The following is a 20,709-nucleotide window of genomic DNA, read 5'->3' as shown; positions in this document are numbered from 1 at the left end:
GCGCCGTCGCCGGGGCCCACCGCACGGAACTGTCTCCGCGCTCGCCGATCGGCGTTCTCAGCGGCGGTCGAGTCCCGACAGTCGCATGGCCAGCCGATTCCGTACGACCGTCGTTCTGCCCGCCAACGCCATGGCGGTGTTGCGTACCGGCCGGACGCGCGCCGACGCGGTGGCCAGATCGGTGAGACGGCCCGCGGTGGAGACGACGGTTTCGGCCGTATGGCGGCGGGCGGCGGCGTGCTCGTCGAGCAGGCTTTCCGATTCGCCGGCCAGGACGCGCGACAGGGTCGTCGCCGCGGTGACGGCGTCTTCGATCCCGAGATTCATTCCCTGGCCGCCGGCCGGCGAGTGCACGTGGGCGGCGTCACCGGCGAGCAGGATCCGGCCGTGGCGGAAGGTATCGGCGATGCGGTGGTGCACGCGGAAACGCGAACCCCACACCACTTCTTCGACCACGGCCGGCCGGCTCTCCGGGCCGCGTTGGTCGAGAAGTCCCTGTACGAACGCGATATCCGGGTCGTGCGGCGCCTCGTCCACAGTGGCCACGATCCGATACATGGCGTCGGGCAGCGGCGCGACCACCACGAGCCCGGCGGGTGAGAAATACAGGATGACCTCATCGGTGGGTACGCCACCGGAGAGGCGGACATCGGCCAGAGTGAACGATTCGCCGTAGCTGCCGCCGGTGAATCCGATCCCCGATTGTTCCCGCACCAGGCTGTGCATACCGTCCGCCGCCAGCAGATAGCGCGCGTGGATGGGGTCCCCGTCCGACACTGTGGCGGTGACCGAATCCTGTCCCTGGTGGATCCCGGTGACCGTCACCGGCCGGAGCACCTCGCCGCCGAGCGCGATCAGCCGGTCCAGCAGGAATTTCTCGGTGTCGGCCTGGGAGATCATCAGCGTGTAGGGGTAGGCGGTGGGCAGATCGCTGAACGGTACCGCCAGCAGCAGCCGGTCCCGGTCGCGAATCGTGAACGTCGGGGTGTGTACACCGCGCGCGACCAGCGGTTCGGTCACACCGTAGGGCTCCAGGATCTCGAGTGTGTGCGGATGCACCACCGCCGCGCGGGAAGTGTTGGCGCCCGCGGCCTGCCGATCGACGATCACCACATCGTGGCCCAGTTGTTTCAGCACGATCGCCGCGGTGAGACCGACCGGGCCGGCTCCGACGATCAGGACGTCTGCGATGGGGTTGTGCACTGCGACTCCTCGAAGTCAACGATTGTTGTCATTAAAGGTAGAGGGGACTTCGGGGGAAGTCAACAGTTGTTGGCCAACGGCTGTTGACATGCGTGGCCCGGAAGCCGGGAGTTCTCGGCGCCCACTCGAGGAGTGTGGGCGGGCGCGGGGGCGTCGGCGAGGAGTTGTGGGGAGGGGGTCGCTCTCGATGTCATGACGCAGCCTTCTGTCAGAGGAGCCGGTGCTCCTCTGACGAAGTAGTGCCGCGGAATGTGATGGTGTATGCGACAGCTCACATCGGGTCCGCCGCGATCATCGCGAGACCGGCGCCGGTTCGCCGTTGTTCGGGCCCGTGGCGGTGCGTCCGGAGTCAGCCCTTGGGTGTGACCCAGGTGGTGATGTCCGCGTGCACCACTTCGCGGCCGGTCTTGTCGTAGATCGAGACGGGAACGGTGAGATCGCGGCCCTCGGTGAATGTGGCGAAGTCCGGGATCTCTGCCAGTTCGGCCACGGCTCGGAGGCCGGTCGTCGCCTTGGTGAGGTACTGGACCTGCATCGCCTTGGGGATCCAGCGGTGGGTGGTGGGGACGGTGGCCTCGCTGAGCATGCCCATGGCGATCTCCGCGAGATTGCAGGCGGCGATGGCGTGAAAGGTGCCCAGGTGGTTGTGGACGCCGAACCATTTCGGGGCCTTGACCTCGCACAACCCGGGTTCCAGCCGGACGACCCGGGGCAGCACGGTGGCGAAATAGGGGACCCGGGCGACCATCGACAGGGAGAACAGGCCGTGGCCCAGGGGGTTGTCGGGCAGTTTCCGCCAGCCGCGGTAGGTGCCGGTCTCATTCGTCATGGCGCTATCTTACTCATCGGTAAGATAGCGGCGGCGCGGTATGGTGGCGCAAGCGCCGGATCTCGGCGGACCCCGATTTGGAACGCCTCGGGGGGCTCGTGCATACTGTTCGGGTTGCCTTGCCCCGGGTGGCGGTCGTTTCCATGAGACGACCAGGCCGGGCGGGGTGAGCAAAACCAGCGAGTACCTCACCGTTCGGCGGTGTGGGTACGTCCGGGACGTAGTTCCGAGGGCCACGATCAGATTTCATCTCGGGGCCGAGGAATGAGCGGAGAGGCGACACGCCCGACCGCGTGGACCGGAGAACCATGACAGATGAACAGCGGCGCGGATCGGGCATGCCCCGGTCGTGGTCTCCACTGAGACGTCATCGTGTGTTCGGGCTGTGCAAATGAAGGTGGTACGGACGCCCTAGCCGGTATCCGGATCACGGACGAAAGCGGAGAAAAGGACACTTAGCGTGGCGGGACAGAAGATCCGCATCAGGCTCAAGGCCTATGACCACGAGGCGATCGACGCGTCGGCGCGCAAGATCGTCGAAACGGTGACCCGCACCGGGGCCCGGGTCGTGGGGCCGGTGCCGTTGCCGACCGAGAAGAACGTGTACTGCGTCATCCGTTCGCCGCACAAGTACAAGGACTCGCGCGAGCACTTCGAGATGCGTACGCACAAACGGCTGATCGACATCCTCGACCCGACGCCGAAGACGGTGGACGCGCTCATGCGCATCGACCTGCCGGCCAGCGTCGACGTCAATATCCAGTGACGGGGACTCTCGATATGACTGACAACAAGAGCAGGCCCGCGGCCGGCATCCTGGGCACCAAACTGGGCATGACCCAGGTGTTCGACGACAAGAACCGGGTCGTCCCGGTCACCGTCGTCAAAGCCGGACCGAACGTGGTCACCCAGATCCGTACCGTCGAGCGCGACGGCTACAGCGCCGTTCAGGTCGCCTTCGGCGCCATCGACCCCCGCAAGGTGAACAAGCCGGAGTCCGGCCAGTTCGCCAAGGCCGGTGTCACCCCGCGCCGGCACGTCGCGGAGATCCGCATCGCCGACGCCTCGACCTTCGAGGTGGGCCAGGAGATCTCGGCCGAGTCCTTCGAAGAGGGCACCTACGTCGACGTCACCGGCACCAGCAAGGGCAAGGGCTTCGCCGGCACCATGAAGCGTCACGGCTTCAGCGGCCAGGGCGCCTCCCACGGTGCGCAGGCCGTGCACCGTCGCCCGGGTTCCATCGGTGGCTGCGCCACCCCCGGCCGCGTGTTCAAGGGCATGCGCATGTCGGGCCGCATGGGTAACGACCGCGTCACCACGCAGAACCTGTCGGTTCACAAGGTGGACGCCGAGAACGGCCTGCTGCTGATCAAGGGAGCGATCCCGGGTCGCAAGGGCGGCGTCGTGATCGTCAAGAGCGCCGTGAAGGGTGGTGCGCACGCATGAGCAGCTCCGCAGTGAACACGGAGAAGAAGTCCGCCAACCTCACCCTGCCGGTGAAGGAACTGGGCGGTAAGACCAACGGCACCGTCGATCTCCCCGCCGAGATCTTCGACGTGACCGCGAATATCGCGCTGATGCACCAGGTGGTCGTGGCCCAGCAGGCCGCCGCCCGCCAGGGCACGCATTCCACCAAGACCCGCGGCGAGGTCCGCGGCGGTGGTAAGAAGCCGTACCGCCAGAAGGGCACCGGCCGCGCCCGCCAGGGTTCGACCCGGGCGCCGCAGTTCGCCGGCGGTGGCACCGTGCACGGCCCCAAGCCGCGCGACTACAGCCAGCGCACCCCCAAGAAGATGATCCAGGCCGCCCTGCGTGGCGCGCTGTCGGATCGGGCGCGCAGCGAGCGGATCCACGTGATCAGCGAACTCGTCGCGGGCCAGGACCCCTCGACCAAGACCGCGAAGACCTTCCTGTCCGAGCTCTCGGATCGCAAGAAGTTCCTGCTGGTCGTCGGCCGCGAGGACGTCAACGCCTGGAAGAGTGCGCGCAACCTGGAATTCGTGCACACCATCGCACCGGACCAGCTGAACACCTACGACGTGCTGGACAGCGACGAGGTCGTGTTCAGCGTCGAGGCGCTCAACGCCTTCGTGCACGGCCCGGCCGAGGCTGCACAGGAGGAGAGCAAGTGAGCACCATCGCCGATCCGCGCGACATCCTGCTGGCGCCGGTCATCTCGGAGAAGTCCTACGGACTGATCGAGGAAGGCACCTACACCTTCATCGTCCACCCGGACTCCAACAAGACCCAGATCAAGATCGCGGTCGAGAAGGTCTTCGGGGTGAAGGTCACCAGCGTCAACACCGCCAACCGTCAGGGCAAGCGCAAGCGGACCCGCTTCGGTTACGGCAAGCGCAAGGACACCAAGCGCGCGCTCGTGACCATCTCGGCCGACAGCAAGCCCATCGAGATCTTCGGAGGCCCGGTCGCGTAAGCGGCGGGGAATCCAGAAAGCAGAGAAGAACTCATGGCAATCCGTAAGTACAAGCCGACTACCCCGGGCCGCCGCGGGTCGTCCGTCTCGGACTTCGCCGAGATCACCCGGTCGACCCCCGAGAAGTCGCTGGTCCGCCCGCTGACCAAGAGCGGTGGCCGTAACGGCCACGGCCGCATCACCACCCGGCATCGCGGTGGCGGTCACAAGCGCGCCTACCGGCTGATCGACTTCCGCCGGCTGGACAAGGACGGCGTGCCGGCCAAGGTCGCTCATATCGAGTACGACCCCAACCGCACCGCCAATATCGCGCTGCTGCACTACCTGGACGGCGAGAAGCGCTACATCATCGCGCCCAAGGGCATCTCGCAGGGCACGAAGATCGAGTCCGGTCCGACCGCGGATATCAAGCCCGGCAACAACCTGCCGCTGCGCAATATCCCGACCGGTACCACCATCCACGCGGTGGAGCTGCGTCCCGGCGGCGGCGCCAAGATGGCCCGCTCGGCCGGTGCCAGCATCCAGCTGCTGGGCAAGGAAGGCCCCTACGCCACGCTGCGTATGCCCTCCGGTGAGATCCGCCGCGTCGACGTGCGCTGCCGCGCCACCGTCGGCGAGGTCGGCAATGCCGAACAGTCGAACATCAACTGGGGCAAGGCCGGCCGTATGCGCTGGAAGGGTCGCCGTCCCACGGTCCGTGGTGTCGTCATGAACCCGGTCGACCACCCGCACGGCGGTGGTGAGGGCAAGACCTCCGGTGGTCGCCACCCGGTCTCGCCCTGGGGTCAGCCGGAAGGCCGTACCCGTAAGCCGAACCGTCCGAGCGACAAGCTCATCGTCCGTCGCCGTCGCACCGGCAAGAAGCGCTAAGGAGGAGGTAAGAAATGCCACGCAGCCTCAAGAAGGGCCCGTTCGTCGACGACCACCTCCAGGCGAAGGTGGACGTGCAGAACGAGAAGGGCAGCAAGCAGGTCATCAAGACCTGGTCGCGTCGTTCGACCATCACCCCCGATTTCATCGGCCACACCTTCGCCGTCCACGACGGCCGCAAGCATGTGCCGGTGTTCGTCTCGGAGAACATGGTCGGGCACAAGCTCGGTGAGTTCGCGCCGACGAGGACGTTCCGCAGCCACGTCAAGGAAGATCGGAAGAGCAAGCGGCGATGAGCACAGAAACTCAGAATCCGACTGCGCGCGCGACCGCCAAGCACGTGCGCGTGACCCCGATGAAGGCCCGCCGGGTCGTGGACCTGGTCCGCGGCAAGCGCGTCTCCGACGCGCTCGACCTGCTCCGGTTCGCCCCGCAGGCCGCCAGTGAACCGGTCGCCAAGGTCGTGGCCAGCGCCGCGGCGAATGCCGAGAACAACCTCGGCCTCAACCCCGACACCCTGGTCATCTCGACGGCGTATGTCGACGAGGGCGCGACCATGAAGCGGTTCCAGCCGCGCGCCCAGGGCCGGGCGTTCCGGATCCGCAAGCGCACCAGCCACATCACCATCGAGGTCGAGAGCGTCCCCACCGCCGGTGGCACTCGTGGCCGCCGGAAGGGAGGGGCAAAGTAAATGGGACAGAAGATCAACCCCCACGGCTTCCGCCTCGGTATCACCACCGACTGGAAGTCCCGTTGGTACGCAGACAAGCAGTACGCGGACTACGTCAAGGAAGACGTCGCCATCCGCAAGCTGCTGAGCACCGGCATGGAGCGGGCCGGCATCTCCAAGGTGGAGATCGAGCGCACCCGTGACCGGGTCCGCGTCGATATCCACACCGCGCGTCCGGGCATCGTCATCGGCCGCCGCGGCGCCGAGGCCGACCGGATCCGCGCCGAGCTGGAGAAGCTCACCAAGAAGCAGGTCCAGCTGAACATCCTCGAGGTCAAGAACCCCGAATCGGATGCGCAGCTGGTCGCCCAGGGTGTGGCCGAGCAGCTCTCCAACCGGGTGGCGTTCCGTCGCGCGATGCGTAAGGCCATCCAGTCGGCCATGCGTTCGCCGAACGTCAAGGGCATCCGCGTGCAGTGCTCGGGCCGCCTCGGTGGCGCCGAGATGTCGCGTTCGGAGTTCTACCGCGAAGGCCGCGTCCCGCTGCACACCCTGCGTGCCGATATCGATTACGGCCTCTACGAGGCCAAGACCACCTTCGGTCGTATCGGTGTCAAGGTCTGGATCTACAAGGGCGATATCGTCGGCGGCAAGCGTGAGCTGCCCGCCCCGAGCGCGCCGGCCGGGGATCGCCCGCGCCGCGAGCGCCCGAACCGCCCGCGTCGTTCCGGTTCCTCCGGCACCACTGCGACCAGCACCGAGGCCGGGCGCGCCGCTACCGCGGTGGCCGAGCCCCCGGCAGAAAAGCAGGAGGGCTGACCCATGCTGATGCCCCGCAAGGTCAAGTTCCGCAAGCAGCATCACCCGAGCCGCAGCGGTCTCGCCAAGGGCGGCACCTCGGTGACGTTCGGTGAGTTCGGCATCCAGGCGCTGGAGCCGGCGTACGTGACCAACCGGCAGATCGAGTCGGCGCGTATCGCGATGACCCGCCACATCAAGCGTGGCGGCAAGATCTGGATCAACATCTACCCGGATCGCCCGCTCACCAAGAAGCCGGCCGAAACCCGCATGGGTTCCGGTAAGGGTTCGCCGGAGTGGTGGATCGCGAACGTCAAGCCGGGCCGCGTGATGTTCGAGATGAGTTACCCGAACGAGGAGATCGCTCGCGAGGCGCTGCGCCGCGCGATGCACAAGCTCCCGATGAAGTGCAGGATCGTGACGAGGGAGGAGCAGTTCTGATGGCAACCGGTACCCCTGCCGCAGAGCTCCGCGAGCTGAGCGAAGACGAGCTCGTCTCCCGCTTGCGCGAATCGAAGGAAGAGCTGTTCAACCTGCGCTTCCAGATGGCGACCGGTCAGCTGACCAACAATCGCCGGCTGCGTGTGGTGCGTCACGAGATCGCGCGTATCTACACGGTCATGCGTGAGCGCGAGCTCGGTTTGGCCACCGGACCCGCTGACAAGGGAGATGCGGCATGAGTGACGAGCAGAAAGTGGAGGAGCGCGGCCGCCGCAAGGTTCGTGTCGGTTACGTCGTCTCCGACAAGATGAACAAGACGATCGTCGTGGAGCTGGAAGACCGTACCCGGCACGCCCTCTACGGCAAGATCATCCGCACCACCTCCAAGGTGAAGGCGCACGACGAGAACGAGGTCGCCGGTGTCGGTGACCGCGTGCAGCTGATGGAGACCCGGCCCACGTCGGCCACCAAGCGGTGGCGGCTGGTCGAGGTCCTGGAGAAGGCCAAGTAAGGTCGCGCTCCGGCTGCGAAGGTCGTATACGAGGCCCGTTTTCCGCTCTGGAAGACGGGCCTCGTTTTGTTTGTCCTCAGGCCGCCCGGCGATAACGGCCACCGGTATGTCCTGACTGGTCACCCTGGTGTTCGTTTTGTTCGTTTATACTCGGGTCGAACCAGGAGGTGTCATGGCCAGGCCCGCTGCCAGCGGAAATATCCGCACCTACGTCCCTGAACGGGACGAGGAGGCGTTGATTCTCGACTTCAATCGGGCGCTGAAGGACGCTCGGGGCGAAGCACCGGAGAACCGGCCTGCGTTGGTGTCGGCCGACGGCGCGCGATTCGAATTGCCGGACGCTGTGTACGACGTGCTCCGCCAGGTCGCCGAAGCATTGTCGAACGGTATGGGCGTGACGGTCGCGCCGATGAACGCGATGCTGACAACTCAGGAGGCAGCCGAGTTTCTCGGGATATCAAGACCTACGTTGGTTCGCATCCTCGAGCGGGGTGACCTCCCGATGGAAAAGCCGGGGCGGCACCGATTCGTCCGCTTGGCAGCCCTGGTCGAATACCAGATTCGGCAGCGCGAGCGCACCGCAGCGGCGCTGGATGACATGGTCGCCGACGGCGAGGAGCATGAGCTATATGCGGTAACCGATGGACCGCCCCCGGTCACTCGGTGAACGCCCGTGTTCCCGGCGTTCTTGGACACCAATGTGCTCTACAGTGCCACTCTCGTCGATACGGTTCTCCGAATTGCCGAAGAGAGGGCTTTTCGGCCGCATTGGTCTGCCGATGTGATTCGTGAATTGGTCGAGGTACTGGTACGGGAGGCGGGGATGGCCCGCGACCGTGCCGAACGACGCATTGGGCACATGCAGCGAGCCTTCCCCGCAGCGGAAGTCCGCGGGTACGAAGCCCTTGTCGCCGGGCTGTCGTGCCATCCGAAAGATCGCCACGTTCTCGCAGCGACGATTCAGGCCGATTGCGAGGTGCTGGTGACTTTCAATGTCAAGGACTTCCCGGAATCCTCCACCGCTCCGCACGGAGTGTGTGTGACGACGCCGGACGCATTTCTGCTCGATCAACTGGACCTTTACCCGGCAAAGGTTGGACGGGCGCTCGTTGCGCAGTTGGACGCAGCCAAGAGGCCACCGTTGACAATCGGGCAACTCCTCGGTCGGTTGGATCGCTGCGGAGTTCCCTCCTTTGCCGCGGAAGCCGCACGCCATGAATTCGGCGGTTGATCAGCCCTTGGCGGGGGCTAGGGCAATGCCTGCGACAACATCGGGCGTCGCCGGTGGGGTGAGGCGGACGCTCACCGAGTGTCGAAGAAATGCGCGAGACCGCCATCGCCGGGTCGAGCAGCGGTTGGTCCGGCGGTGATCAGCGTGAGCCGGTGTCGTGCCGGTACCGCTCGCCCCAGGACTGGAGTAACCCCGCGACCGGCCGCAGGCTCGCGCCGAGTTCGGTGAGGTCGTATTCGACCTTCGGCGGAACCTGGGGGTAGACGGTGCGGCGGATCAGGCCGTCGGCCTCGAGTTCGCGGAGCTGGCGGGTGAGCATGCGCGGGGTGACGGTGGGCATGGCGCGGCCCAGTTCGCCGAAGCGGAGGGTGCCCTCGAAGAGGTGGTTGACGATGGCCATCTTCCATTTGCCGCCGACCACTTCCATGGCGGCTTCGATCGTGCAGTAGTCCGGCGTCTCGTCGTGCACTCCGACCTCCTCGGTATACAAACCGACACTACAGCACAAAAAAGACAGTACTTGTCGTGATGGTGGGTAGCGCGGATTCTGGATCGGAACCGATTTCGTCGAGTACGAGGAGTTTTCGTGACCAGCCATCCCGTTTTGGCCGCCATCCGGATCGGAAGTCTGCGACTGCGTAATCGGGCGGCGGTGGCGCCGATGTCGCGGGTGAGTACCGCGGGGGACGGTGTGCCCACCGCTGCCATGGCCGAGTACTACGCGCGGTTCGCCGCGGGTGGGTTCGCCCTGATCACTACCGAGGGCACCTATATCGATGAGGAGTTCAGCCAGTCCTATGCCCGCCAGCCCGGGATCGTGACAGCGCGGCAGGTAGAGGGCTGGCGGGCGGTTACCGCGGGGGTGCACGCGGCCGGCGGTGCCATCGCGCTGCAATTGATGCACGGCGGGGCGCTGGTTCAGGAGAATTCGTTCAGCGATCGGACGATCGGGCCGTCGGCGGTGCTACCCGAGGGCGGCAAGATGCCCGCCTACGGTGGGTCGGGGCCGTTCGCGTTGCCGGCGGCGGCAACGCAGGCGGATATCCGGAAGATCGTCGCCGGATTCGGTGCGGCGGCCCGGCGGGCCCGGTCGGCCGGCTTCGACGCGGTCGAGATCCACGGGGCGAACGGCTATCTCATCGACCAGTTTCTGACCGAGTACACGAACCGGCGCGATGACGAATACGGTGGCGATCCCGCCCGGCGGGTCCGTTTCGCGGTCGAGGTCATCCGTGCGGTGCGGGCAGCCGTCGGACCCGGTTTCCCGGTGGGGCTGCGGCTCTCGCAGACGAAGGTCAACGATTTCGGATACCGGTGGGCCGGGGCCGCCGAGGCGGAGACGATCTTCCGGGCGGTCGCCGCGGCGGGGGCCGACTATCTGCATCTCGCGAGCGAAGGGCGCGATTGGTACGACACGGCGGTCCTGGATACGGGGGAGACGATCACGCGGCTGGCCCGGTCGGTGACCGGGCTGCCGGTGCTCGCGAACGGCGGTATGCACGCGCCCGCTCGCGCGCGCGCGGTCCTCGACGACGGCCATGCCGACCTGGTGGCGCTGGGGCGGGGTGCGCTCGCGAATCCGGATTGGCCCCGGGTGCTCGCGGCGGGCGCGGTTCCGGCCGAATTCGACCGCGCGATGCTCGATCCCGAGGTGACGCTGGCTCGCCAGTATGCCTGGGAGGGGGAGCGGCACGGCGCTCGGATCCGGGTCGGGTAGGGGGTGTGAGCCGCCGCGCCGGGGGCGCTGTCGCGGGTGGCGGCCCCCCATCCGTGGGCACAGGAGGCGCGGTTTTCGCGGATCTGCCCGCGTTGGTCCGCAGGCGGGAAATCGGCTCGAAAATAAGCCTCTATTCGCTGGTAGACCCGTATTTTAGTATGCCCTAACCACTTTGAGAGGCCGCCTTGCGTTGGGTTAGTGTACCCTACCCTAAGTCGGTATAAACCCCGAGCTCACAAGGGGCGTTGTTTCTCACAGCGTCGCCCTTTTGCTTCATCGCGTCCAGCGGATACGCTCGAGTTCGGATTAGGCTAGGCTAACTTCACTAAAGTTAGCTCAGCCTAAGCCGATGTTGGTTTGATCTGCGAGAGGCGTTCTCATGGTGGCTACTCGTCCCGAGGCGAGTACGGATATCGATGTCCGGGCGGAGGTCGGTTCGGTACTGGGAATCGCACCGGAATCCCTCGACCTCGACGACGACCTGGTCGGACAGGGACTGGACTCGCTGCGGATGATGCGGCTGGCCGGCCAGTGGCGCAAACGCGGATACGACGTCGACTTCGCCCGGCTCACCGCCGCGCCCACGATCCGGGCCTGGAACACACTGGTGGCCGATGATCGCGCCGATGAGCGCGCGGAGCAGTTCGGAACCGGGATTTCCGGCAGCGCGGCGGCATTCGACCTCGACACCTCCTTCCCGCTCGCGCCAATGCAGCACGCCTACTGGATCGGCCGGTCGCACAGCCATGCCTTCGGTGGGGTCGCGGCTCATCTCTACATCGAGTTCGACGGCCGCGAGATCGAACCGGGGCGGTTCCGCGAGGCCGTCGCCACGCTGCTGGAACGCCATCCGATGCTGCGGGTCCGGGTGCTCCCGGACGGAAATCAGCTGATCGGGGCGGCCCATCCGGAGGCCGTCGCGGTCCACGACCTGCGGCAGGAGACGGCCGAGCATGCCGCGGCCGCGCTGGCGCGGCGGCGCGAGCAGGGTACGCACCGGGCGATGCCGATCGAGGACGGCGCGGTGCTGCGCGCGGAGCTGACGCTGCTGCCCGGCGGCGACGCCCGCGTGCACCTGGACGTCGACATGATCGCCGCCGATGCCATGAGTTACCGCGTGCTGGTGGACGATCTGGCGCGCCTGTATCGCGGTGAGACGCTGCCGGAACTCGGGGTCACCTTCCCCTCGCTGTCGGCGCGGCGCACCGATCGCGTGCCGCGCGAGGCGGATATCGCCTGGTGGCGCGAGCGCATCCCGCATCTGCCGGGGCCACCGGAGCTGCCCTTGAACGCCGCCGCGGCGCGCGGCGAGGTGCAGCCTGCGACCGTCCGGCTGCACCACGCGATCGATGCGGTCGACCGCAAACGACTCGAGGAGCACGCCCACCGCAACGGTGTCACCCCGGCCGCGGCGGTGGCGGCGGTATTCGCCGAGGCCATCGGCACCCATGCCGCGGGTCCGCGATTCCTGTTGACCGTCCCGCTGTTCGACCGCGACCCGGTGCACCCGGATGTCGAGCGGGTGGTCGGGGATTTCACGTCCTCGCTGATCGTCGATGTCGATCTCGGGGCCCCGCAGACTCTGGCCGAACGGGCCGTGAGTATGCGGACCGCCATGCACGAGGCGGCCGCGCACGGCAGTTTCGGTGGTCTGGACGTGCTGCGGGAACTGAGCCGGGAGCGAGGCGAACCCGTGGTGTCGCCGGTGGTGTTCACCAGTGCGCTCGGGCTCGGCGAACTCTTCTCGGCCACCGCGACCGAGATCCTGGGCGAACCGTCGTGGATCGTTTCGCAGGGGCCGCAGGTACTGCTGGACGCGCAGGTCACCGAGGTTTCGGGCGGGCTGCTGCTGAACTGGGACGTGCGGGCCTCGGATCTGGAACTCGCGACGGCGCGGTCCATGTTCGCCTACTACGTGCGGCTGCTGGATCTGCTGATCGCCGGTGAGTGGGACCGCCCGGCGCCGGATCCGGTATCCGGCGACGTCCGGGAACAGCGCGCGGCGGTCGAACTGCCGTTACCCGGCACCGAGTTCTTCGACGGCACCCTGCACGGGCATTTCCTCGCCGCCGCCGCGCGGCGCGCGGACGCACCGGCCGTGATCGGCGTGGACCGCACCTGGACGCACGGGGAACTCGCCGGTGAGGCCCGCCGGATCGCCGGTGCGCTGCTGGCCGCCGGTGTCCGGTCCGGGGACACCGTGATCATCGACCTCCCCAAGAGCGGCGATCAGATCGCGGCGGCGCTGGGCGTGCTCACCGCCGGCGCGGCCTACGTGCCGGTGGCCCCTACCCAGCCGCGGGCCCGGCGCGAACGCATCGTCTCGGTGGCCACACCGGCGGCGATCCTCACCGATCGCGATTCGGCCTGGGCGGATTCGCCCGCGCCGGTACTGGATATCGCCGCCGCCCGTAGCGCCGGCCCGGCCGATCCGGTGCCGGTGGGCACCGACGCACTCGCGTATGTGCTTTTCACCTCCGGCTCGACGGGCCTGCCCAAGGGCGTCGAGGTGCCGCACCGGGCGGCGGTCGCCACCCTCACGGATCTGGTGGACCGCTACGGGCTGGGCGCCGGCGATCGCAGCCTGCAGGTCTCCTCGCTGGAATTCGATCTATCGGTCTTCGATATCTTCGGCCTCCTGGCCGTCGGCGGTGCCGTGGTCGTCCCGGGTGACGACGAGAGCACCCGCGTCGACACCTGGGCGCGGATGCTGCGCGCGGAATCGGTCAGTGTGCTCAACTGTGTGCCCTCGATCCTGGGCATGATCCTCGATATCGCGCCGCTGCCACCGTCGCTGCGGGTGGTGATCATGGGTGGCGACAAGGTCGATACCTCCCTGCTGGACCGGGTTCGCGCGCAACTGCCGGACTGCCGGGTCGCCGGGCTCGGCGGAACCACCGAGACCGCGATCCACTCCACGGTCTGCGAGGCGCCCGACGTCCCGGCCGGCGCGACGTTCGTGCCCTACGGGGTACCGCTGCGCGGCGTGCGCTGCCGGGTCGTCGACGTGATCGGCCGCGACCGGCCCGATCTCGTTCCGGGCGAGCTGTGGATCGGCGGGGCCGGGGTGGCCGCCGGGTACCGCGGCGACCCGCAACGCTCGGCCGACCGGTTCGTCGTCCGCGACGGGGTCCGCTGGTACCGCACCGGCGATATGGTGCGCTATCTGCCGGGCGGTTTCCTCGACTTCCTGGGCCGGGCCGATCATCTGGTGAAGGTCCGCGGGTACCGGGTGGAACTGGGCGAGGTGGAGGCCGGGCTGCTCGGGCTCGCGGCGGTCACCGGAGCCGTGGTGTGGTCGGACGGCCGCGACCTGCGCGCCGCCGTCACCGTCACCGGCGCGGCCACCGGGGAACGGCTCCGGGACGCGCTGGCCGAGGTGCTGCCGCCGCATATGATCCCCCGATCGGTGACGGTGCTGGCCGAACTGCCGCTCACCTCGAACGGGAAGTACGACCGCAAGAAGGTCGCCGGACTGGTCGCGCCCGACGCCCGCGCGGAATCCGTGGCGGCGCGCACCGAACTGGAAACCGCGCTGGTCACGATCCTGGGCGAGATCCTGGCGACCCGGCCGCTGGGGGTGACCGACGATTTCATCGCGCTCGGCGGTGATTCCGTGCTGGCCACGGCGTTCGTGGCGCAGGTCCGGCAGTGGCTGGACGCGCCGCGACTGACCGTCGCCGATATCTTCCAGCGCCGCACCCTGGCCGGATTGGCCGACCGGCTGGTCGAGCTGGAGGGGGAGCGGATGGACCGGGTGGCCGCGACCTTCCTCGAGGTGATGGGGCTGACCGACGAACAGGTCGAGGCCGAGATCGGTGGTCCCGCGGCCCCGGCCGAGACGGCGGTCGGGTACCGCCTGAGTTCGGACCGGATGGATATCGCCCGCGACGCCGCGATCGTGCACGAATGGCTCACCCACCCCAAGGCCAAGTACTGGGACATGCTGACCAGCACCCGGGCCGAGGTGGAACAGATGATCCGCGACGCCGCGGCCGGACCCGAACCGCAGTACGGCATGCGGATGGGCTACCTGGACGGGGTGCCGCAGTTCCTCTTCGAGCTGTACAACCCGGAGGTCGGCGATCTGGCCGCCCCGGAGACCGGATACGCGCACCGGCCCGGTGATATCGGTATGCATCTGCTGGTCGCCAGTAGTGAACGGCGGATCCCGGGATTCACCGGCACCGTCATGCTGCACATCATGCGCACCGCCTTCTTCGAGGCCGGGGCGCAGCGGGTGGTGGTCGAGCCGGATGTCCGGAATCTGGAGGTCCAGCGGCTGAACGCCGCGGTGGGTTTCGTGGTGGAGGGCGACCATCCGGTCGCGGCCAAGACCGCCCGGCTGAGCTACTGCACCCGGGAGGACTTCATCCGCCTGACCGCGGGCGGCCGCAGGCTCGCCGCCGTCGACCAGCTCGCGGCGAGCTGAGGGGCGAGATCGTGAACAGCACAGACGTTTCCGGGTCGGCCCGGTCCTACCGGCAGGTCTACCGCACCCGGATCGCGAAGAAGATACTGGCCGAGTTCTGCCATGAGCGCTTCGTGCGACCGGTGGAGATCGTGCCCGGCGAGTACACGGTGTTCTCCGACGACGGCAGTACCGAGTACCGGTTCCGCGCCGAACTGCTGGCGCTGGACAGCTGGAATATCGACGAATCCCGCATCCGGCGGATCCGTGGCGGCGTCGAGCTGCCGATCGACCCCGTCGCGCTGATCGTGGATCTGCGCAGTGCCCTGGGTATCTCGGAGGAGGCGCTGCCGGAGTACCTCGAGGAGTTCGTCAACACCCTCTCGATCGGCACCGAGCGGCCCGACTCCCGGCGTATCCCGTCCGCGGAGCTGGCGGCCGCCGATTTCCAGACGATCGAGAAGACGATGACCGAGGGACATCCCTGCATCGTGGCCAATGCCGGCCGGCTGGGGTTCAGCGCCGGCGATGTCGAGCGGTACGCGCCGGAATCGGGGCAGCGTTTCCCGCTGACCTGGGTGGCCGTCGTCCGGGCGAACAGCGATTTCTCCGCGGTATCCGGTATCGACTACGACGGGCTGATCCGCGACGAGCTGGGCGGCACCACGCTCGCGCGGTTCGACGGTGTGCTCACCGGCCTCGGGCTGGACCCGGCCGCCTACTACTACATGCCGGTGCATCCCTGGCAGTGGTCGGAGAAGATCGCGCGGATCTACGCGATCGATATCGCCGAACACCAGATCGTGCACCTCGGTGCGGCGCCCGATCTGTACCAGCCGCAGCAGTCGATCCGGACCCTGTTCGATAGCACCGAGCCCCGCCGCCATTACGTGAAAATGGCACTTTCCATTGTCAATATGGGTTTCACCCGCGGAATGTCGGCCGACTACATGCGCACCACCCCGTTGATCAACGACTGGGTGCGCAGCCGGGTGAGCGGCGACGAGTATCTGGAATCGATCGGTTTCGAGATGCTCTACGAGGTCGCGGCGATCGGGTACCGCAACACCGCGCTCACCGGGATCACCCGGCCGGGGTCGGAATACCGGAAACTGCTGTCCGCGCTGTGGCGGGAGAGCCCGGTCCGGCTGGTGAACGACCGCGAACAGCTGATGACCATGGCCGCGCTGCTGCATCTGGACCATCACGGTGACCCGCTGGTGGCGGCCGTCATCGGCCGGTCCGGCCTCGACCCGCGCGATTGGCTGCGGCGCTATCTGCGCGCCTATCTGCATCCGATCATCTATCTGCTCTACCGGTACGAGTTCAAATTCTCCCCGCACGGCGAGAATCTGATCCTAGTTCTGGACGGCGGCGTTCCGGTGCGCGCGATCCTCAAGGACATCGGCGAAGAGGTCTCCATATTCGGTGACGCGGAGGGAATTCCGGACTCCTGCCGGCGGGCGGTGACCGAGGAGCCCGACGAGATCCGCAATATGGGTGTGCTCTCGGATGTCTTCGACGACTACCTGCGTCATCTCGCGGCGATCCTGCATACGAGCAGGCTCGTGAACGATACGGCGTTCTGGGCCACCGTCGCGGAGAGCGTGGTCGAATTCCAGGAGCGCCATCCCGGTCTCGCCGGGAACTTCGCCCGCTGGGACCTTTTCGCCCCGACCTTCCAGGCGATCCATATGAACCGCCTGCAACTGTCGAACAACCGCCGGATGGTCAATCTCGGCGATTCGTATTCGACGCTCGTCGATGCCGAACACGAACTCGTGAATCCCATCGCCGCGTTCCGCCCGGCCGCGGCCCGGAGCCCGGAAATGGAGGTGGCGGCCTCGTGAGCGCGGATATGGAGATCATCCGGGACGCCTGGGGTATTCCGCATATCACGGCGGATTCCGCCGAAGGCGCGCTCTTCGGCCAGGGCTACGCGTGCGGAATCGACCGGGCCTGGCAGATCGAGTTCCTGCGGCTGCGGGCCGAGGGCCGCACCGCGGAGGTTTTCGGCGCCGACAGCGTGGGCTGGGACGAATTCGCCCGGCGTTCGCAGATGGACCGTGCCGCCCGGCGTATCTACGAGGCGTCCTCCGGGCGCAGCCGCGGTCTGCTGCGCGCCTACGTCGCCGGGGTCAACAGATCGCTGGATACCGCCGTCGCGCCCGAGCTCACCGAATTCGAGCACCGGCCCGCGCCCTGGCAGCCGTGGACGCCGATCGCGGTATTTATCGTGCACCACATCCTGTTCGGGCGTTTCACCACCAAACTCTGGCGGCTGCACGCCTGCCGGGCACTCGGGGTGGCGGCGTTGCCGCTGTTCGACTGCGAGGGCGCCGATCATCCCGGCACGGCCGTACCCGATCTGCCGGATGAGGCCTTCGTGACCGAGCTGCTCGAACAGTTCGGCGCCGGCGCCGCCCGCGACGAGGATCTGTGGAGTTCGTCCTTCGGCGACGCCATCTCCGGCAGCAACGCCTGGGGCGTGGCCGCCGACCGCACCGCGACCGGTGCGCCCATGCTCGCCGGCGACCCCCACCGGTTCCTGGAACTGCCCGGTATCTACCAGCAGTTCCAGCTGGCGGCACCGGAATTCGATATCGTCGGATTCGCTTTCGCCGGGGTCCCGGGAGTCCCGCATTTCGCGCACGCCGGCACGGTGGCCTGGGGCATCACCAATGCCATGGGCGACTATCAGGATCTCTACCTGGAGCGGCTCGCCCGGGCCGACGGCCGGGTGTGGGCGGAAACGGCGACCGGCCGCCGCGAGACCGCGACCCGGATCGAGCGGATCACGGTCCGCGACGGCGATCCGGTGGACGTCGAGATCATCACCACCGGTAACGGATCGGTGGTCCTCGGCGGGCCCGAGGCGTCGTTCGCGCTGAGCCTGCGCAGCCCGATGCTCGACGACCCCGCCGCCACCTTCGATGCCGCGCTGGACACCCTGTTCGCGAAAACGGCCGGTGAGGTCGAGGCGGCGCTGCGGGAGTGGGTGGAACCGGCCAACCGGATCGTCGTCGCCGATACCTCGGGCCGGCTGACCCACCATGTGATCGGCCGGATGCCGCTGCGGGCCGCGGAGAACTACTGGCTGCCGGTGCCGGGCTGGGACGAGCGTTACGGCTGGCGGGGATACGCGACGGCCTCGGTCGCCGATACGGAGTTCGCGGCCGAGGTGGACGGATTCTCGGTGATCGCCAACCAGCGCATCCCGGAAACGGCACCGCTGCAACCGCTGACCACCGAATGCGTGCCCCCGCACCGCGCCGACCGGATCGGCGCGCTGCTCGCCGAGAACAAGGCGGTCTCGGCCGCCGACTGTGCCCGCATCCACGGCGATACCGAGAACGACGCCGCGGCCCTGCTCCAGGACCTGCTCCGTCCGCTGACCGGACTGAGCACCCGCGGCGAAGAACTGCGCGACCGCATCCTGGCCTGGGATCGCGGTATGCGCGAGGACAGTACCGACGCCTATCTGTTCGCCGAGATCCGCTCCCAGCTGGTGCTCGGGCTGACCGGGCACGAGGCGCTGGCCGGGCTCACCGCCGGACATCCGTTCCCTCGCATATTCGATCCGTGGTTCGTGGTGCCCACCCGTATCGCGGCGGCGCTCGAGGCCGTGGTGGCCCGCACGCCCGCGCTGGGCGTGGATATCGGACGGCTCACCGCGGCGGCCGTCGAAGCGGTGGCGGAGCGGGTCGCGGCGCTGCCCAGCGTGCCGACCTGGGGCAGCGTCCATGTGCTGGCTCCGATCCACGGGATGGATCTGGTCGGCGCGACCCCGAAACATCCCGAACTGTCCCGGCAGGTCAGGCCGCACCCGCAGCCTCTGGGCGGTGACGCCGAATGCGTTTTCGCCAACGGCAGCGCGGTCGGGTTCTCGCACGCCTGCAGTGTGGGATCGGCGGCCCGCTACGTCTGGGATCTCGCGGCCCGCGATGCCGGTCGCTGGATCGTGCCGCTGGGGGTCGCGGGGGATCCGCGGTCGCCGCACTTCGAGGACCAGGCGCCGCTGTGGGCGCGCGGCGAACTGATCGACATCGTCAGCGAGTGGACGGAGCTGCGGCGGACCGCGCGAGCGCGCGAGGAATTCACGAACGGCTCGATGCTGGGAGAAGCATGAACCTCTTGACCGATACGCGACTGGAACTGATGCGGCGGCGGCTGGCCGGTTCCGGTGCGGGTGACGCGGACGGCGTCGCGCCGGCCGCCGAGGCGCCGCGGGCCCCGGCCGGGCAGCTGGGTATCGCCGAACGCCGTATGTGGAAGATCTACGACCTGGATCCGGATTCGGTATCCCACAACATCGGGCTCGTCCTGGATTTCGGTGGATACACCCTCGACGAGGTCGTGGCGTCCTTCGAACTGATGGTGCGTGAAGCCGAGGTGCTCGGATCGGTGGTCGCGGTCGAGGACGGTGTACCACGCCGGACGCCCGCGAGCCGGGACGGACGCTGGGCCGTACCCGGCGCGGTCTGGGAGTGGGGCGCGCTGCCCGCGACCGTGCCCGCGGCGACCGCCGGTACGGACCGGGCCGATGTCCTGGCCGCCGCCTCGGCGCTGTCGAAGGCGCCGTTCGACCTGACCCGGGAACCGCCGCTGCGCGGACGGATCTACGCGGGCGCCGACTCCCGCGTCACGGTGATTCTGGTGGTGCACCACCTGGCGGTGGACGATACGTCCTGGGCGCTGCTGCTGGGGACCCTGGTCTCGGGAAGCGGGCCCGGTGCCCGAACCCCGGCGGGGACGCCTGCCGTCGTCGACCAGGCGTCGATCGACGCGGCGGTCCGCCACGCCCGGGCGACCTGGGCGGCCGAGGACGTGCGCTATCCGCTGTCGGGGGCACTGCCCGAGCTCGATGCCGCGCAGAGCTGGCTCGCGCCGCTGAGCGATCGCGACGGGATCAAATTCGCCGAGCCGGTCGACCCCGCGCGTATCGACGCGCTGGGCGAGGTCTCCCGGGAGGTGGGCGCGACCTCGAACGCCCTGCTGATCGCGGTATGCGCGCTCGGCGTATTCGCGCTCACCGACGCCGCGGATCACGTCCTGCTGGTGCCGTCGGACAACCGCCGCCCGGGTGAGGACCCCGGCCGGGTCGGTTACTGCGGGAATATCGTCCCGATGCGGTTCTCCTTCGATCCGCGGGCGAGCGTGCGGGATTCGCTGCGGTCCGCGGTGACTGCGGTCTACCGGGCGATGGATTTCGCCACCGTCGATTACGGCACCGTGCTCACCGCGCTGCGGGCCGCGGGCGGCCGGTTCCCGGTGGCCGAGATCATGGCGTCGGTGCGCAACGCGCCGCTACGCGGTATCCCGGTGCCCGCGGCCAAGGAAGTCTCCTGCGAATCGGTGTTCAACGGGATCGGCAATTACCCGATCACCTTCGCATTCGAAATTGCCCCGGACAATCGAGTTCATCTGGAGGTCGATTATCAACCCGATATCGTCGGCGACGCGTTCGCGCGCCGCGCCTCGTCGGTGACGACCGCGCTGGTAGCGCGCGTACCACAGGCCTTGGACCGCACCGTGGGTGAATTCGTCCGCGAGGTGCGCGGATCGGAGACCGCGTAACCGCTGTCCGATCCGCT

At 68.0% G+C, this 20,709-nt stretch carries 21 protein-coding genes and 1 pseudogene; 19 read left to right on the top strand and 3 right to left on the bottom strand.

Annotated features, from left to right (window positions below; all coding sequences use genetic code 11):
• Positions 1-57: 57 nt before the first annotated feature.
• Both ACZ6SF_RS21555 and ACZ6SF_RS21550 read right to left on the bottom strand, forming a co-directional pair.
• Positions 58-1,203, bottom strand: a complete 1,146-nt coding sequence (locus ACZ6SF_RS21555; protein ID WP_466063934.1) for an FAD-dependent oxidoreductase — start codon at positions 1,201-1,203, stop codon at positions 58-60.
• 349 nt (positions 1,204-1,552) lie between these two features.
• Positions 1,553-2,032 carry a hotdog fold domain-containing protein gene (locus ACZ6SF_RS21550; RefSeq protein WP_466063933.1) on the bottom strand — a complete coding sequence of 160 codons (480 nt, stop codon included), beginning with the start codon at positions 2,030-2,032 and terminating at the stop codon, positions 1,553-1,555.
• A 460-nt stretch (positions 2,033-2,492) separates the two neighbouring features.
• Between ACZ6SF_RS21550 and rpsJ the strand changes: the two genes are divergently transcribed.
• The 13 genes from rpsJ to ACZ6SF_RS21485 all read left to right on the top strand — a co-directional run bounded on the left by rpsJ (position 2,493) and on the right by ACZ6SF_RS21485 (position 8,987).
• Positions 2,493-2,798: a 30S ribosomal protein S10 gene (gene rpsJ / locus ACZ6SF_RS21545; RefSeq protein WP_003938093.1), complete on the top strand. Its 306-nt coding sequence runs from the start codon at positions 2,493-2,495 to the stop codon at positions 2,796-2,798.
• 14 nt (positions 2,799-2,812) lie between these two features.
• The gene (gene rplC / locus ACZ6SF_RS21540; RefSeq protein WP_466063932.1) at positions 2,813-3,478 is read left to right on the top strand and encodes a 50S ribosomal protein L3; all 666 of its coding nucleotides are present in this window, start codon (positions 2,813-2,815) and stop codon (positions 3,476-3,478) included.
• A complete protein-coding gene (gene rplD, locus ACZ6SF_RS21535) occupies positions 3,475-4,164 on the top strand; it encodes a 50S ribosomal protein L4 (RefSeq protein WP_466063931.1) in 690 nt (229 codons plus the stop codon). The genes rplC and rplD overlap by 4 nt, the downstream gene beginning before the upstream one ends.
• The gene (gene rplW, locus ACZ6SF_RS21530; RefSeq protein ID WP_030522697.1) at positions 4,161-4,466 is read left to right on the top strand and encodes a 50S ribosomal protein L23; all 306 of its coding nucleotides are present in this window, start codon (positions 4,161-4,163) and stop codon (positions 4,464-4,466) included. The genes rplD and rplW overlap by 4 nt, the downstream gene beginning before the upstream one ends.
• 33 nt (positions 4,467-4,499) lie before the next feature.
• Positions 4,500-5,336: a 50S ribosomal protein L2 gene (gene rplB / locus ACZ6SF_RS21525; protein WP_450003378.1), complete on the top strand. Its 837-nt coding sequence runs from the start codon at positions 4,500-4,502 to the stop codon at positions 5,334-5,336.
• Positions 5,337-5,350: 14 nt separating this feature from the next.
• Positions 5,351-5,632 (top strand): 30S ribosomal protein S19, encoded by a 282-nt coding sequence (gene rpsS, locus ACZ6SF_RS21520; protein ID WP_062999056.1) that lies wholly within the window; start codon positions 5,351-5,353, stop codon positions 5,630-5,632.
• Entirely contained in the window at positions 5,629-6,027 is a 399-nt protein-coding gene (rplV, locus tag ACZ6SF_RS21515; protein WP_030522694.1) for a 50S ribosomal protein L22, read from the top strand. The genes rpsS and rplV overlap by 4 nt, the downstream gene beginning before the upstream one ends.
• Complete coding sequence (gene rpsC, locus ACZ6SF_RS21510; RefSeq protein WP_357242000.1) at positions 6,028-6,825, top strand: 30S ribosomal protein S3; 798 nt, start codon at positions 6,028-6,030, stop codon at positions 6,823-6,825.
• Between the two features lie 3 nt (positions 6,826-6,828).
• Entirely contained in the window at positions 6,829-7,245 is a 417-nt protein-coding gene (gene rplP / locus ACZ6SF_RS21505; RefSeq protein ID WP_452561873.1) for a 50S ribosomal protein L16, read from the top strand.
• Positions 7,245-7,484: a 50S ribosomal protein L29 gene (rpmC, locus tag ACZ6SF_RS21500; protein WP_357422068.1), complete on the top strand. Its 240-nt coding sequence runs from the start codon at positions 7,245-7,247 to the stop codon at positions 7,482-7,484. The genes rplP and rpmC overlap by 1 nt, the downstream gene beginning before the upstream one ends.
• Positions 7,481-7,756, top strand: coding sequence for a 30S ribosomal protein S17 (rpsQ, locus tag ACZ6SF_RS21495; RefSeq protein ID WP_466063930.1), 276 nt, complete (start codon positions 7,481-7,483; stop codon positions 7,754-7,756). Before rpmC ends, rpsQ begins: the two co-directional genes overlap by 4 nt.
• Before the next feature lie 172 nt (positions 7,757-7,928).
• On the top strand, positions 7,929-8,423 hold the full coding sequence (locus ACZ6SF_RS21490) for a helix-turn-helix domain-containing protein (RefSeq protein WP_466063929.1): 495 nt from the start codon (positions 7,929-7,931) through the stop codon (positions 8,421-8,423).
• 6 nt (positions 8,424-8,429) lie between these two features.
• Positions 8,430-8,987 (top strand): VapC50 family PIN domain-containing toxin, encoded by a 558-nt coding sequence (locus ACZ6SF_RS21485; protein WP_466063928.1) that lies wholly within the window; start codon positions 8,430-8,432, stop codon positions 8,985-8,987.
• A gap of 139 nt (positions 8,988-9,126) precedes the next feature.
• Here ACZ6SF_RS21485 and ACZ6SF_RS21480 read toward each other — a convergent pair whose 3' ends face one another.
• A complete protein-coding gene (locus tag ACZ6SF_RS21480; protein ID WP_466063927.1) occupies positions 9,127-9,456 on the bottom strand; it encodes a winged helix-turn-helix transcriptional regulator in 330 nt (109 codons plus the stop codon).
• A 117-nt stretch (positions 9,457-9,573) separates the two neighbouring features.
• Here ACZ6SF_RS21480 and ACZ6SF_RS21475 point away from each other — a divergent pair, with 117 nt between their 5' ends.
• From ACZ6SF_RS21475 to ACZ6SF_RS21450, 6 genes and pseudogenes are all read left to right on the top strand, one after another.
• Complete coding sequence (locus ACZ6SF_RS21475) at positions 9,574-10,704, top strand: NADH:flavin oxidoreductase (RefSeq protein WP_466063926.1); 1,131 nt, start codon at positions 9,574-9,576, stop codon at positions 10,702-10,704.
• A gap of 379 nt (positions 10,705-11,083) precedes the next feature.
• Positions 11,084-14,527: pseudogene (locus ACZ6SF_RS21470) on the top strand (non-ribosomal peptide synthetase); the annotation flags it as partial.
• Positions 14,528-14,578: 51 nt separating this feature from the next.
• Positions 14,579-15,136, top strand: a complete 558-nt coding sequence (locus ACZ6SF_RS21465; protein ID WP_466064085.1) for a GNAT family N-acetyltransferase — start codon at positions 14,579-14,581, stop codon at positions 15,134-15,136.
• Positions 15,137-15,147: 11 nt separating this feature from the next.
• Complete coding sequence (locus tag ACZ6SF_RS21460) at positions 15,148-16,965, top strand: IucA/IucC family protein (protein WP_466063925.1); 1,818 nt, start codon at positions 15,148-15,150, stop codon at positions 16,963-16,965.
• Complete coding sequence (locus ACZ6SF_RS21455) at positions 16,962-19,244, top strand: penicillin acylase family protein (protein WP_466063924.1); 2,283 nt, start codon at positions 16,962-16,964, stop codon at positions 19,242-19,244. The genes ACZ6SF_RS21460 and ACZ6SF_RS21455 overlap by 4 nt, the downstream gene beginning before the upstream one ends.
• Positions 19,241-20,692 carry a condensation domain-containing protein gene (locus tag ACZ6SF_RS21450; protein ID WP_466063923.1) on the top strand — a complete coding sequence of 484 codons (1,452 nt, stop codon included), beginning with the start codon at positions 19,241-19,243 and terminating at the stop codon, positions 20,690-20,692. The genes ACZ6SF_RS21455 and ACZ6SF_RS21450 overlap by 4 nt, the downstream gene beginning before the upstream one ends.
• Positions 20,693-20,709: the final 17 nt, after the last annotated feature.

Source organism: Nocardia sp. NPDC049935, from assembly GCF_055586645.1.
This window is presented reverse-complemented; position numbering and strand designations above follow the sequence as displayed.